Annotated in this window: 13 protein-coding genes and 2 tRNA genes; 9 read left to right on the forward strand and 6 right to left on the reverse strand. The window is 51.2% G+C overall.

Annotated features, from left to right (window positions below):
• Positions 1-280 precede the first annotated feature (280 nt).
• From fucP to fucR, 5 genes are all read left to right on the forward strand, one after another.
• Positions 281-1,597 carry an L-fucose:H+ symporter permease gene (fucP, locus tag E0D98_RS15670; RefSeq protein WP_000528603.1) on the forward strand — a complete coding sequence of 439 codons (1,317 nt, stop codon included), beginning with the start codon at positions 281-283 and terminating at the stop codon, positions 1,595-1,597.
• A gap of 32 nt (positions 1,598-1,629) precedes the next feature.
• Complete coding sequence (gene fucI, locus E0D98_RS15675; RefSeq protein ID WP_000724173.1) at positions 1,630-3,405, forward strand: L-fucose isomerase; 1,776 nt, start codon at positions 1,630-1,632, stop codon at positions 3,403-3,405.
• A gap of 108 nt (positions 3,406-3,513) precedes the next feature.
• Positions 3,514-4,932, forward strand: a complete 1,419-nt coding sequence (gene fucK / locus E0D98_RS15680; RefSeq protein WP_000808376.1) for an L-fuculokinase — start codon at positions 3,514-3,516, stop codon at positions 4,930-4,932.
• Between the two features lies 1 nt (position 4,933).
• Positions 4,934-5,356, forward strand: coding sequence for an L-fucose mutarotase (fucU, locus tag E0D98_RS15685; protein WP_000920840.1), 423 nt, complete (start codon positions 4,934-4,936; stop codon positions 5,354-5,356).
• Positions 5,357-5,413: 57 nt separating this feature from the next.
• The gene (gene fucR / locus E0D98_RS15690) at positions 5,414-6,145 is read left to right on the forward strand and encodes an L-fucose operon activator (protein WP_000642344.1); all 732 of its coding nucleotides are present in this window, start codon (positions 5,414-5,416) and stop codon (positions 6,143-6,145) included.
• Positions 6,146-6,188: 43 nt separating this feature from the next.
• Here the strand turns inward: fucR and rlmM are convergent, their stop codons facing one another.
• From rlmM to E0D98_RS15710, 4 genes are all read right to left on the reverse strand, one after another.
• On the reverse strand, positions 6,189-7,289 hold the full coding sequence (gene rlmM / locus E0D98_RS15695) for a 23S rRNA (cytidine(2498)-2'-O)-methyltransferase RlmM (RefSeq protein ID WP_001045520.1): 1,101 nt from the start codon (positions 7,287-7,289) through the stop codon (positions 6,189-6,191).
• On the reverse strand, positions 7,282-7,677 hold the full coding sequence (locus E0D98_RS15700) for a DUF423 domain-containing protein (RefSeq protein ID WP_000203905.1): 396 nt from the start codon (positions 7,675-7,677) through the stop codon (positions 7,282-7,284). Before E0D98_RS15700 ends, rlmM begins: the two co-directional genes overlap by 8 nt.
• A gap of 18 nt (positions 7,678-7,695) precedes the next feature.
• Positions 7,696-8,613, reverse strand: coding sequence for a glycine cleavage system transcriptional regulator GcvA (gene gcvA / locus E0D98_RS15705; protein ID WP_000044401.1), 918 nt, complete (start codon positions 8,611-8,613; stop codon positions 7,696-7,698).
• Between the two features lie 350 nt (positions 8,614-8,963).
• Complete coding sequence (locus E0D98_RS15710; RefSeq protein ID WP_000750398.1) at positions 8,964-9,191, reverse strand: YgdI/YgdR family lipoprotein; 228 nt, start codon at positions 9,189-9,191, stop codon at positions 8,964-8,966.
• A gap of 191 nt (positions 9,192-9,382) precedes the next feature.
• Between E0D98_RS15710 and csdA the strand changes: the two genes are divergently transcribed.
• Both csdA and csdE read left to right on the forward strand, forming a co-directional pair.
• Positions 9,383-10,588: a cysteine desulfurase CsdA gene (gene csdA / locus E0D98_RS15715; RefSeq protein ID WP_001300698.1), complete on the forward strand. Its 1,206-nt coding sequence runs from the start codon at positions 9,383-9,385 to the stop codon at positions 10,586-10,588.
• A complete protein-coding gene (gene csdE / locus E0D98_RS15720) occupies positions 10,588-11,031 on the forward strand; it encodes a cysteine desulfurase sulfur acceptor subunit CsdE (protein WP_000184253.1) in 444 nt (147 codons plus the stop codon). The genes csdA and csdE overlap by 1 nt, the downstream gene beginning before the upstream one ends.
• 50 nt (positions 11,032-11,081) lie before the next feature.
• Here csdE and tcdA read toward each other — a convergent pair whose 3' ends face one another.
• Positions 11,082-11,888 (reverse strand): tRNA cyclic N6-threonylcarbamoyladenosine(37) synthase TcdA, encoded by an 807-nt coding sequence (gene tcdA, locus E0D98_RS15725; protein WP_000117728.1) that lies wholly within the window; start codon positions 11,886-11,888, stop codon positions 11,082-11,084.
• 76 nt (positions 11,889-11,964) lie between these two features.
• Positions 11,965-13,062 carry a murein transglycosylase A gene (gene mltA / locus E0D98_RS15730; RefSeq protein WP_000678646.1) on the reverse strand — a complete coding sequence of 366 codons (1,098 nt, stop codon included), beginning with the start codon at positions 13,060-13,062 and terminating at the stop codon, positions 11,965-11,967.
• Positions 13,063-13,270: 208 nt separating this feature from the next.
• Between mltA and E0D98_RS15735 the strand changes: the two genes are divergently transcribed.
• Together E0D98_RS15735 and E0D98_RS15740 are read left to right on the forward strand one after the other, a co-directional pair.
• Positions 13,271-13,347: transfer RNA gene (locus tag E0D98_RS15735), tRNA-Met, on the forward strand.
• Positions 13,348-13,380: 33 nt separating this feature from the next.
• Positions 13,381-13,457 (forward strand) — tRNA-Met (locus E0D98_RS15740).
• Positions 13,458-13,461 lie beyond the last annotated feature (4 nt).

The following is a 13,461-nucleotide window of genomic DNA, read 5'->3' on the forward strand; positions in this document are numbered from 1 at the left end:
AACAATTAATACGGTCATCTGGTTTGTGTTTTTTATGATTTATTTTCTGAAACGGGCATGAAATTTCGATTATTAAAGTGATGGTAGTCACATAAAGTCACCTTCCAGCTAATAAGTGTGACCGCCGTCATATTACAGAGCGTTTTTTATTTGAAAATGAATCCATGAGTTCATTTCAGACAGGCAAATATTCACTGATATGAAGCCCGAACTCGCTGGTTTTGCACTTTTGAAAACATAACCGATTACGTGCTTAAGCTTCTGAACCTAAGAGGATGCTATGGGAAACACATCAATACAAACGCAGAGTTACCGTGCGGTAGATAAAGATGCAGGGCAAAGCAGAAGTTACATTATTCCATTCGCGCTGCTGTGCTCACTGTTTTTTCTTTGGGCGGTAGCCAATAACCTTAACGACATTTTATTACCTCAATTCCAGCAGGCTTTTACGCTGACAAATTTCCAGGCTGGCCTGATCCAATCGGCCTTTTACTTTGGTTATTTCATTATCCCAATCCCTGCTGGGATATTGATGAAAAAACTCAGTTATAAAGCAGGGATTATTACCGGATTATTTTTATATGCCTTGGGCGCTGCATTATTCTGGCCCGCTGCAGAAATAATGAACTACACCTTATTTTTAGTTGGCCTATTTATTATTGCAGCCGGATTAGGTTGTCTGGAAACTGCCGCAAACCCTTTTGTTACGGTATTAGGGCCGGAAAGCAGTGGTCACTTCCGCTTAAATCTTGCGCAAACATTTAACTCGTTTGGCGCAATTATCGCGGTTGTCTTTGGGCAAAGTCTTATTTTGTCTAACGTGCCACATCAATCGCAAGACGTTCTCGATAAAATGTCTCCAGAGCAATTGAGTGCGTATAAACACAGCCTGGTATTATCGGTACAGACACCTTATATGATCATCGTGGCTATCGTGTTACTGGTCGCCCTGCTGATCATGCTGACGAAATTCCCGGCATTGCAGAGTGATAATCACAGTGACGCCAAACAAGGATCGTTCTCCGCATCGCTTTCTCGTCTGGCGCGTATTCGTCACTGGCGCTGGGCGGTATTAGCGCAATTCTGCTATGTCGGCGCACAAACGGCCTGCTGGAGCTATTTGATTCGCTACGCTGTAGAAGAAATTCCAGGTATGACTGCAGGCTTTGCCGCTAACTATTTAACCGGAACCATGGTGTGCTTCTTTATTGGTCGTTTCACCGGTACCTGGCTCATCAGTCGCTTCGCACCACACAAAGTCCTGGCCGCCTACGCATTAATCGCTATGGCACTGTGCCTGATCTCAGCCTTCGCAGGCGGTCATGTGGGCTTAATAGCCCTGACTTTATGCAGCGCCTTTATGTCGATTCAGTACCCAACAATCTTCTCGCTGGGCATTAAGAATCTCGGCCAGGACACCAAATACGGTTCGTCCTTCATCGTTATGACCATCATTGGCGGCGGTATTGTCACTCCGGTCATGGGTTTTGTCAGTGACGCGGCGGGCAACATCCCCACTGCTGAACTGATCCCCGCACTCTGCTTCGCGGTCATCTTTATCTTTGCCCGTTTCCGTTCTCAAACGGCAACTAACTGAACATATTTTCCGAATAAAGTGAGGAATCTGTAATGAAAAAAATCAGCTTACCGAAAATTGGTATCCGCCCGGTTATTGACGGTCGTCGCATGGGTGTTCGTGAGTCGCTTGAAGAACAAACAATGAATATGGCGAAAGCTACGGCCGCACTGCTGACCGAGAAACTGCGCCATGCCTGCGGAGCTGCCGTCGAGTGTGTCATTTCCGATACCTGTATCGCGGGTATGGCTGAAGCCGCTGCTTGCGAAGAAAAATTCAGCAGCCAGAATGTAGGCCTCACCATTACGGTAACGCCTTGCTGGTGCTATGGCAGTGAAACCATCGACATGGATCCAACCCGCCCGAAAGCCATTTGGGGCTTTAACGGCACTGAACGTCCCGGCGCTGTTTACCTGGCAGCGGCTCTGGCAGCTCACAGCCAGAAAGGCATCCCGGCATTCTCCATTTACGGTCATGACGTTCAGGATGCCGATGACACATCGATTCCTGCCGATGTTGAAGAAAAACTGCTGCGCTTTGCCCGCGCCGGTTTGGCCGTCGCCAGCATGAAAGGTAAAAGCTATCTGTCGCTGGGCGGCGTTTCGATGGGTATCGCCGGTTCTATTGTTGATCACAACTTCTTTGAATCCTGGCTGGGAATGAAAGTCCAGGCGGTGGATATGACCGAACTGCGTCGCCGTATCGATCAGAAGATTTACGACGAAGCCGAACTGGAAATGGCACTGACCTGGGCTGATAAAAACTTCCGCTATGGCGAAGATGAAAATAACAAACAGTATCAACGCAATGCCGAGCAAAGCCGCGCAGTTCTGCGCGAAAGTTTACTGATGGCGATGTGTATCCGCGACATGATGCAAGGCAACAGCAAACTGGCCGATATTGGTCGCGTGGAAGAATCACTTGGCTACAACGCCATCGCTGCGGGCTTCCAGGGGCAACGTCACTGGACCGATCAATATCCCAATGGTGACACCGCCGAAGCGATCCTCAACAGTTCATTTGACTGGAATGGCGTGCGCGAACCCTTTGTCGTGGCGACCGAAAACGACAGTCTTAACGGCGTGGCAATGCTAATGGGTCACCAGCTCACCGGCACCGCTCAGGTATTTGCCGATGTGCGTACCTACTGGTCACCAGAAGCAATTGAGCGTGTAACGGGGCATAAACTCGATGGACTGGCAGAACACGGCATCATCCATTTGATCAACTCAGGTTCTGCTGCGCTGGACGGTTCCTGTAAACAACGCGACAGCGAAGGTAACCCGACGATGAAGCCGCACTGGGAAATCTCTCAGCAAGAGGCTGACGCTTGCCTCGCCGCTACCGAATGGTGCCCGGCGATCCACGAATACTTCCGTGGCGGCGGTTACTCTTCCCGCTTCCTTACCGAAGGCGGCGTCCCGTTCACCATGACCCGTGTCAATATCATCAAAGGCCTGGGACCGGTACTGCAAATCGCGGAAGGCTGGAGCGTGGAATTGCCGAAGGATGTGCATGACATCCTCAACAAACGCACCAACTCAACCTGGCCAACCACCTGGTTTGCACCGCGCCTCACCGGTAAAGGGCCGTTTACGGATGTGTATTCGGTAATGGCGAACTGGGGCGCTAACCACGGGGTTCTGACCATCGGCCACGTTGGCGCAGACTTTATCACTCTCGCCTCCATGCTGCGTATCCCGGTATGTATGCACAACGTTGAAGAGACCAAAGTATATCGTCCTTCTGCCTGGGCCGCGCACGGCATGGATATTGAAGGTCAGGATTACCGCGCTTGCCAGAACTACGGCCCGTTGTACAAGCGTTAATACATTACTCCCTGATGTGATGCCCGGTCGCTCCGGCTACCGGGCCTGAACAAGCAAGAGTGGTTAGCCGGATAAGCAATGTTATCCGGCTATATTGCAGGAGCGATTATGAAACAAGAAGTTATCCTGGTACTCGACTGTGGCGCGACCAATGTCAGGGCCATCGCGGTTAATCGGCAGGGAAAAATTGTTGCCCGCGCCTCAACGCCTAATGCCAGCGATATCGCGATGGAAAACAACACCTGGCACCAGTGGTCTTTAGACGCCATTTTGCAACGCTTTGCTGATTGCTGTCGGCAAATCAATAGTGAACTGACTGAATGCCACATCCGCGGTATCGCCGTCACCACCTTTGGTGTGGATGGCGCTCTGGTAGATAAGCAAGGCAATCTGCTCTATCCGATCATTAGCTGGAAATGTCCGCGAACAGCAGCGGTTATGGACAATATTGAACAGTTGATCTCCGCACAGCGGTTGCAGGCTATTTCTGGCGTCGGAGCCTTTAGTTTCAATACGTTATATAAGTTGGTGTGGTTGAAAGAAAATCATCCACAACTGCTGGAACGCGCGCACGCCTGGCTCTTTATTTCGTCGCTGATTAACCACCGTTTAACCGGCGAATTCACTACTGATATCACGATGGCCGGAACCAGCCAGATGCTGGATATCCAGCAACGCGATTTCAGTCCGCAAATTTTACAAGCCACCGGTATTCCACGCCGACTCTTCCCTCGTCTGGTGGAAGCGGGTGAACAGATTGGTACGCTACAGAACAGCGCCGCAGCAATGCTCGGCTTACCCGTTGGCATACCGGTGATTTCCGCAGGTCACGATACCCAGTTCGCCCTTTTTGGCGCTGGTGCCGACCAAAATGAACCCGTGCTCTCTTCCGGTACATGGGAAATTTTAATGGTCCGTAGCGCCCAGGTTGATACTTCGCTGTTAAGTCAGTACGCCGGTTCCACCTGCGAACTGGATAGCCAGGCAGGGTTGTATAACCCAGGTATGCAATGGCTGGCATCCGGCGTGCTGGAATGGGTGAGAAAACTGTTCTGGACGGCTGAAACACCCTGGCAAATGTTGATTGAAGAAGCTCGTCTGATCGCGCCTGGCGCGGATGGCGTAAAAATGCAGTGTGATTTATTGTCGTGTCAGAACGCTGGCTGGCAAGGAGTGACGCTTAATACCACGCGGGGGCATTTCTATCGCGCGGCGCTGGAAGGGTTAACTGCGCAATTACAGCGCAATCTACAGATGCTGGAAAAAATCGGGCACTTTAAGGCCTCTGAATTATTGTTAGTCGGTGGAGGAAGTCGCAACACATTGTGGAATCAGATTAAAGCCAATATGCTTGATATTCCGGTAAAAGTTCTCGACGACGCCGAAACGACCGTCGCAGGAGCTGCGCTGTTCGGTTGGTATGGCGTAGGGGAATTTAACAGCCCGGAAGAAGCCCGCGCACAGATTCATTATCAGTACCGTTATTTCTACCCGCAAACTGAACCTGAATTTATAGAGGAAGTGTGAAATGCTGAAAACAATTTCGCCGTTAATTTCTCCCGAACTATTGAAAGTGCTGGCAGAGATGGGACATGGAGATGAAATTATTTTTTCCGATGCTCACTTTCCCGCCCATTCGATGGGACCGCAGGTGATCCGCGCTGATGGCCTGTTGGTGAGCGACTTGCTCCAGGCGATTATCCCGTTATTTGAACTGGACAGTTATGCACCGCCGCTGGTGATGATGGCGGCGGTAGAAGGTGACACTCTCGATCCTGAAGTAGAACGACGTTACCGTAATGCGCTTTCACTACAAGCCCCGTGTCCTGACATCATCCGCATCAATCGTTTTGCGTTTTATGAACGGGCGCAAAAAGCCTTTGCGATCGTTATCACAGGCGAACGAGCGAAGTACGGGAATATTCTTTTAAAAAAAGGGGTAACACCGTAATCTCATACCGGTACGCCCGCATGACGCGGGCGGTTATCGAATGATGGGGTGAAAAATATGAAAGCGGCACGCCAGCAAGCGATAGTCGACCTGCTGCTGAACCATACCAGCCTGACCACGGAAGCTCTCTCTGAACAGCTAAAGGTCAGTAAAGAAACCATTCGTCGCGATCTCAATGAATTACAGACGCAGGGTAAAATTCTGCGCAATCATGGACGCGCTAAATATATCCACCGTCAAAATCAAGACAGTGGCGATCCCTTTCACATCAGGCTGAAAAGCCATTATGCGCATAAAGCAGATATCGCGCGCGAGGCGCTCGCGTGGATTGAAGAAGGGATGGTGATAGCCTTAGACGCCAGTTCAACTTGCTGGTATCTGGCACGCCAGTTGCCTGACATCAACATTCAGGTCTTCACCAATAGCCATCCGATTTGCCATGAACTCGGTAAACGCGAACGCATTCAACTGATCAGTTCCGGCGGCACACTTGAGCGCAAATATGGCTGTTACGTCAATCCCTCGCTGATTTCCCAACTTAAATCGCTGGAAATCGATCTGTTTATTTTTTCTTGTGAAGGGATCGATAGCAGCGGCGCACTGTGGGACTCCAATGCGATCAACGCTGATTACAAATCGATGCTATTAAAACGTGCCGCGCAATCGTTGTTATTGATTGATAAAAGTAAATTTAATCGTTCAGGGGAAGCCCGCATCGGGCATCTGGATGAGGTAACGCACATTATTTCTGATGAGCGCCAGGTTGCAACTTCTTTGGTAACAGCCTGACGGAAAGGGTAGCAGGCCGGAGACAACGCCCCGGCCTTGCCTGTTATCGCTCGTCGCGACGACCACCCACCGCAGCCCAGATGCGGCGGACGTGCACCGTCACTTCTTCGCGATCGTGATACAACTGCCGCGCCTGAATCTGAGCATTTATGCCATGTTCATCAAGCTGTGCCTGAATATACGCCAGATTGTGTGACACTTCTTCGTAGCGTTTTTTCATCGGCAGTTTGAGGTTGAAAATGGTTTCACGGCACCAGCCATTAACCAGCCACTGCGCCATCAATGCCGCAACTTTCGCCGGTTTTTCAACCATATCGCATACCATCCAGGAGATATTGCTGCGCGTCGGACGGAATTTGAAACCGTCTTCCCGCAGCCACGTCACCTGTCCGGTATCCATCAGACTTTGCGCCATCGGGCCGTTGTCGACGGAATAAACCCACATGTTGCGCTTCACCAGTTGGTAGGTCCAGCCGCCAGGGCAAGCGCCTAAATCCACCGCCCACATCCCGTTCGCCAGGCGTTCATCCCACTCATCCGCAGGAATAAACACATGAAATGCCTCTTCCAGTTTGAGCGTGGAACGACTCGGCGCATCTGCCGGAAATTTCAGGCGCGGAATGCCCATATAGAACGGCGAATTATTGTTGCTGTATGAGTAACCGGTATAGCAGCAGCCTGGTGCAATAAAGAATACATGCACAACCGGACGCTTCGGCGTTTCATAGTTCGCCAGCACCCCGGCATCGCGCAAGGCAGCGCGTAGCGGAACAGTAAATTTACGGCAGAATTTCAGTAACTCTTTGCTTTCGTTGGTATCGGCAACTTCAACACGCAGTTCACCGCCCTTCTCTACTACGCCCTGTAACATGCCGACAATGGGGGTAATACGATCTTCTGGCGGCAAATGCTGCAGGAGTTCCCCCACCACAAACCACTGGCGGGCAAAAATTAATGAACTGAACGGCAGCTCACGGATTAACTTATCGCCATCATCAGGTTGATAACATTCATAAATGACATAACCCGCATTCTCTTTCACGCGGGCAAAACCGAAAATTTCCCGCTGGCCGGCTTTATCGGTAATTTCTGCGGCGCACTCTTTTTCAAAGCCCGGACGGCACAGCAATACAACCTTATTCATGACTTACGCCCTTGCGCTTTAAACGGATAGCACCAACTAACATTAACGCCCAGCCCGCGAGGAAGCTCACGCCGCCAACCGGAGTGACAAACGCCCACAAACGCAGATGGGACAGCGCCAGGCAATAAAGGCTGCCGCTGAACAACACCGTGCCTAACGCGAGGAAAACGCTACTCCAGTAAAACCAGATACTGATGCGACGCTGCATTGCCACCGCCAGACCTAAGATCGCCAGCGTATGAAACGCCTGGTATTCGAGGCCGGTCTGGATCCAGCCCATCTCAACAGCCCCCATGGTTTTACTTAACACATGCGCGCCAAAAGCGCCCAGAGCCACAAAAATGAAGCCGCTAATGGCGGCGAAAATCAGCATGAAACGGCTGGTCATGGTCGTACCCTACGTAAATTATTGTTCATAACGAAAGCGGAATTTTTCTTGTTCAGCAGCGGCTTTCGCCAGGATCCATTGGCGAAAGGCGGCTATTTTACCCAGTTCTGCCTGGCTGTCATGACAAACCAGATAAAAAGCGTTTTTACTGACCAGAACATCATTAAACGGGCAAACAAGACGTCCGGCCTCGATTTCAGATTGCGCCATCACGTTATTTGCCAACGCCACTCCCTGCCCGTGAATAGCCGCTTGCAGCACCATGGCGCTATGACTAAAAATTGGCCCTTGCTGAACGTTGATATGATTTAACCCCAACTGTCGGGTATATGTCTGCCAGTCACGGCGTGACGCATCATGTAATAACGTATGTTTAGCCAGATCTTCCGGGGTCTTCAAGGGTTTTTCGCCTGTCAGCAGTAGCGGCGAACACACCGGCAATAAATATTCGGCGTACAGTTTTTCCACCCGTAGCCCCGGCCAGTTGCCCCGACCATAAAATATCGCCACATCAACATCATCCGCCAGCTTATCTTCCTGACGATCAACCGCCTGGATTCGAACGTCAATTCCCGGATAAGCTGAATTAAAGCTGGAAAGTCGCGGAACCAACCAATGAATGGCGAAACTGGGGAGTAAACTGACCGTCAACGCCCCCTTGGCGCTACGGGCCTGGAGTTTACGCGTCGCTTCGGTTAATTGCGAAAATATCTCTTTGATATCGAGGAAATAGCTTTGCCCTTCCTCGGTCAGCAGGAGTGAACGATTACGGCGGCGGAACAGTTTTAGCCCCAAAAAATCCTCAAGAGACTTGATTTGATGACTTACTGCGGCCTGGGTCACAAAAAGCTCTTCTGCTGCGCGAGTGAAACTTAAATGGCGTGCTGCGGCATCAAAAACTCGTAAGGCATTTAGCGGTGGTAATCGTTTAGACATGGCTTTTAAACTTTGATGTTAAATGAATTTAACAATTAGATCACACTGTGTAACCTATTAGTTTTTTTAATCTGAGCCATTATAAATTGTCCGTTGAGCTTCTACCAGCAAATACCTATAGTGGCGGCACTTCCTGAGCCGGAACGAAAAGTTTTATCGGAATGCGTGTTCTGGTGAACTTTTGGCTTACGGTTGTGATGTTGTGTTGTTGTGTTTGCAATTGGTCTGCGATTCAGACCATGGTAGCAAAGCTACCTTTTTTCACTTCCTGTACATTTACCCTGTCTGTCCATAGTGATTAATGTAGCACCGCCTAATTGCGGTGCTTTTTTTTACCTTGCGATCGCGAATTACTGATCCAGTTCGACCATCTCTTTCACGTCAGTACGGTTGATCTGCTGTTTGTTGCCATTAGCGTCTTTATACGAAATCATACCGGTATCGTTATCAGTCTGTGGTTTGCCGTCAGAGACGATGGTACGTCCGTCATTGGTGTGCATCACATAGTTCGAACCGGAACAGGCGCTCAGGGCAAAAGTCAGCATACAGGCAGAAATAATTGCGGCAGTCTTTTTCATCATCTTCTCCTTAAAGCGATTAATAAATCTTAATAGTATTGATTAACAGGCTAAAATTAACGCCTAACACTATTCAGCATATGTTACTTGCGCGGCTTCGCCAGGATATCCAGATAATTCTGATGGTTAGCACTCTCCTTGTATCAAAGTGAATTTTGCGTCACGATCGGTGCATCAAGCCGAGGAGTACCATGAACGTTTTTAATCCCGCGCAGTTTCGCGCCCAGTTTCCCGCACTACAGGATGCGGGCGTCTATCTCGACAGCGCCGCGACCGCGCTTAAACCTGAAGCCGTGGTTGAAGCCACCCAACAGTTTTACAGTCTGAGCGCCGGAAACGTCCATCGCAGCCAGTTTGCCGAAGCCCAACGCCTGACCGCGCGTTATGAAGCTGCACGAGAGAAAGTGGCGCAATTACTGAATGCACCGGATGATAAAACTATCGTCTGGACGCGCGGCACCACTGAATCCATCAACATGGTGGCACAATGCTATGCGCGTCCGCGTCTGCAACCGGGCGATGAGATTATTGTCAGCGTGGCAGAACACCACGCCAACCTCGTCCCCTGGCTGATGGTCGCCCAACAAACTGGAGCCAAAGTGGTGAAATTGCCGCTTAATGCGCAGCGACTGCCGGATGTCGATTTGTTGCCAGAACTGATTACTCCCCGTAGTCGGATTCTGGCGTTGGGTCAGATGTCGAACGTTACTGGCGGTTGCCCGGATCTGGCGCGAGCGATTACCTTTGCTCATTCAGCCGGGATGGTGGTGATGGTTGATGGTGCTCAGGGGGCAGTGCATTTCCCCGCGGATGTTCAGCAACTGGATATTGATTTCTATGCTTTTTCAGGTCACAAACTGTATGGCCCGACAGGTATCGGCGTGCTGTATGGTAAATCAGAACTGCTGGAGGCGATGTCGCCCTGGCTGGGCGGCGGCAAAATGGTTCACGAAGTGAGTTTTGACGGCTTCACGACTCAATCTGCGCCGTGGAAACTGGAAGCTGGAACGCCAAATGTCGCTGGTGTCATAGGATTAAGCGCGGCGCTGGAATGGCTGGCAGATTACGATATCAACCAGGCCGAAAGCTGGAGCCGTAGCTTAGCAACGCTGGCGGAAGATGCGCTGGCGAAACGTCCCGGCTTTCGTTCATTCCGCTGCCAGGATTCCAGCCTGCTGGCCTTTGATTTTGCTGGCGTTCATCATAGCGATATGGTGACGCTGCTGGCGGAGTACGGTATTGCCCTGCGGGCCGGGCAGCATTGCGCTCAGCCGCTACTGGCAGAATTAGGCGTAACCGGCACACTGCGCGCCTCTTTTGCGCCATATAATACAAAGAGTGATGTGGATGCGCTGGTGAATGCCGTTGACCGCGCGCTGGAATTATTGGTGGATTAATGACAAACCCGCAATTCGCCGGACATCCGTTCGGCACAACCGTAACCGCAGAAACGTTACGCAATACCTTCGCACCGTTGTCGCAATGGGAAGATAAATATCGCCAGTTGATCATGCTGGGGAAACAGCTTCCGGCTTTGCCAGACGAGTTAAAAGCGCAGGCTAAAGAGATTGCCGGATGCGAAAACCGCGTCTGGCTGGGATATACCGTGACTGAAAACGGTAAAATGCACTTCTTTGGCGACAGCGAAGGGCGCATTGTGCGCGGCCTGTTGGCGGTGTTGTTGACTGCCGTTGAGGGGAAAACCGTCGCCGAATTGCAGGCACAGTCGCCGCTGGCATTGTTTGATGAGCTGGGATTGCGTGCACAGCTTAGCGCCTCACGCAGCCAGGGGTTGAATGCGTTAAGCGAGGCGATTATCGCTGCGGCGAAGCAGGTTTAAGCACAGAACCAGGTCGGATAAGACGTTCGCGTCGCATCCGACCTGATTGTTTAACCCTGACGCGCCGCTTTCGCCATCATCTTCTTCAGCGCATGAGAAACCGCAACAAACCCAAAGGTGGCGGTCACCATCGTTGCCGCGCCAAATCCAGATGCACAATCCATCCGCTTCGGCCCTTCTGCCGTGGCTTTCATCGCACACACAGTACCGTCTGACTGCGGGTACACCAGCGCTTCAGTAGAAAACACGCAATCGACGCCGAGCTTACCTTTACTGTTTTTCACTACGCCAAAATCGCTTTTCAGGCGCTCGCGCAACTTCGCCGCCAGCGGATCCTGAATCGTTTTCGCCAGATCGGTAACCTGAATCTGCGTCGGGTCAATCTGCCCACCCGCGCCACCGGTCGTGACCAGCGGGATTTTATTGCGCCGACAATAAGCAATCAGCGCCGCTTTGGGCCGTACACTATCAATGGCATCAATCACGTACGAATAACCCACGCTCATATACTGCGCTACGTTATCCGGCGTCACGAAATCATCCACCACCGTTACACGGCACTCCGGGTTAATCTGGCGAATACGCTCCGCCATGACTTCCGCTTTTGCCAGCCCGACGTTATCGCGCAGAGCGTGAATTTGCCGATTGGTATTGGTGACGCACACATCATCCATATCGATAAGCGTGATTGCGCCAATCCCCGTGCGCGCCAGCGCTTCCGCCGCCCAGGAACCGACACCACCGATACCAACCACACAAATATGCGCGTCAGCAAACAGTTGCAACGCTTTTTCACCATACAGACGCGCTGTGCCACCAAAACGCTGACGCCATGCATCACTAATTACCACAGACATAGCACCTCAGAATTAAAAAGGGTGAGGTTATCCCTCACCCTGGCGTATCCGTAAAAACGGTATACAGAATAACACATCAGCCGCTAAAGACGTTACCTGCGCCCGGGGCGGTTTTCAGCACCCAGACACGTCCATAGTGGTTGTACCAACCTGCGCGATGTCCGGCTTCCGGCCCGATCCCTTGATAGATATCGAAGTGTTGGCCTTTGATTGCGCCACCGACATCCAGCGCCACCATCAGACGCAATTCGTACTGACCGTTAAATTTGCCGTTATTATCCAGCAGCGGCACTTCTGCCAGCAAGGTAGTACCTGGCGGAATAATTGAACGATCGGAGGCAACAGAAGCACGGCCAACCAGCGGCACCGCACTTGCCCCTTTCACCGGTGCAAAAGATTGCGGTTTAAAGAAAACGAAAGACGGGTTCTGTTCCAGCAGCTCGCGAACCTCGGCTTCACTGTGTGTTTCGCCCCAATGACGAATCGCCTGCATCGACATATCTTCTTTTTTCACTTCGCCACGGTCGATCAGCACCTTACCAATGCTGCGATAGGCATGACCGTTTTTCCCTGCATAGCTGAAAAAGTTAAGCGGACTGCCATCACCAAAGTCGATATACCCGCTACCCTGCACATCCATAATGAAGTTATCCATCAGGGAGTTGCTGTAAGCGAGAATATATTTATCACTCAGCGCCCCTGCGTAGATCTCCGCACGAGACGGCAGACGACCACGTTTTGGCGGCATACGGTAAATAGGATACTGGAACTCGCCCTGGCGGGTATGGCGCGCCTGAATTACCGGCGTGTAATAGCCTGTAAACTGCACGTTACCATAGTTGTCGGCACCTTCCATCTGCCAGGCATCAATGCCGAACTGGCGCATATTGCGGGTATCACCGCCTGCGCGCAGCCACTCTTGCACCGCGTTATAAACATTACTCTGGTTGCCATACAGACGCGGTGACGAATTACGGATATGGTTAATTTGCTCGGCAAAATCACCGGCGTTAATCGGCGCGCCAACGGCATCTGGCTGGTTCACCAGAGAGAAAGGCTGGGTAAATTTCCCGTCTTTATATTGCTGTCCGCGATCGGTTGGTTTGGAAGAGCAGGCGGCAAGCATTGCCACAACCGTGCCCATAAGAAGGTACTTTACCCAACGTCCTTTCATTGTTCTCTTCTTCAGGTTAAAAAATAAGGCGCAACGAAGATAACAAACCGCCGCGTTTAATGAAATGAGCAGCCTCTCCCTGACGCAAATTTTGCACAAAAAATAGGCTTTAGTGGTTTGTTTTTGTTCAAAATCATGCTAAATCCGTGATCGGGGTAAAAAAAAGGTTGCATGAAAACGCGAGCGGAGTATAGTGCGCATCCACGGACGCGGGGTGGAGCAGCCTGGTAGCTCGTCGGGCTCATAACCCGAAGGTCGTCGGTTCAAATCCGGCCCCCGCAACCAATTAAAATTTGATGAAGTAAAGCAGTACGGTGACGCGGGGTGGAGCAGCCTGGTAGCTCGTCGGGCTCATAACCCGAAGGTCGTCGGTTCAAATCCGGCCCCCGCAACCAATCA

It is taken from the genome of Escherichia sp. KCJ4928 (assembly GCF_004352695.1).
Lineage (GTDB): Bacteria > Pseudomonadota > Gammaproteobacteria > Enterobacterales > Enterobacteriaceae > ECMA0423.

Excerpts from the sequence above, each read along its gene's own strand:
- rlmM (WP_001045520.1), bottom strand. The coding sequence starts at position 7,289 with ATGAATAAGGTTGTATTGCTGTGCCGTCCGGGCTTTGAAAAAGAGTGC.
- tcdA (WP_000117728.1), bottom strand. The coding sequence starts at position 11,888 with ATGTCTGTGGTAATTAGTGATGCATGGCGTCAGCGTTTTGGTGGCACA.
- fucI (WP_000724173.1), top strand. The coding sequence starts at position 1,630 with ATGAAAAAAATCAGCTTACCGAAAATTGGTATCCGCCCGGTTATTGAC.
- fucU (WP_000920840.1), top strand. The coding sequence starts at position 4,934 with ATGCTGAAAACAATTTCGCCGTTAATTTCTCCCGAACTATTGAAAGTG.
- csdA (WP_001300698.1), top strand. The coding sequence starts at position 9,383 with ATGAACGTTTTTAATCCCGCGCAGTTTCGCGCCCAGTTTCCCGCACTA.
- fucK (WP_000808376.1), top strand. The coding sequence starts at position 3,514 with ATGAAACAAGAAGTTATCCTGGTACTCGACTGTGGCGCGACCAATGTC.
- mltA (WP_000678646.1), bottom strand. The coding sequence starts at position 13,062 with ATGAAAGGACGTTGGGTAAAGTACCTTCTTATGGGCACGGTTGTGGCA.
- fucP (WP_000528603.1), top strand. The coding sequence starts at position 281 with ATGGGAAACACATCAATACAAACGCAGAGTTACCGTGCGGTAGATAAA.
- E0D98_RS15700 (WP_000203905.1), bottom strand. The coding sequence starts at position 7,677 with ATGACCAGCCGTTTCATGCTGATTTTCGCCGCCATTAGCGGCTTCATT.
- csdE (WP_000184253.1), top strand. The coding sequence starts at position 10,588 with ATGACAAACCCGCAATTCGCCGGACATCCGTTCGGCACAACCGTAACC.
- gcvA (WP_000044401.1), bottom strand. The coding sequence starts at position 8,613 with ATGTCTAAACGATTACCACCGCTAAATGCCTTACGAGTTTTTGATGCC.
- E0D98_RS15710 (WP_000750398.1), bottom strand. The coding sequence starts at position 9,191 with ATGAAAAAGACTGCCGCAATTATTTCTGCCTGTATGCTGACTTTTGCC.
- fucR (WP_000642344.1), top strand. The coding sequence starts at position 5,414 with ATGAAAGCGGCACGCCAGCAAGCGATAGTCGACCTGCTGCTGAACCAT.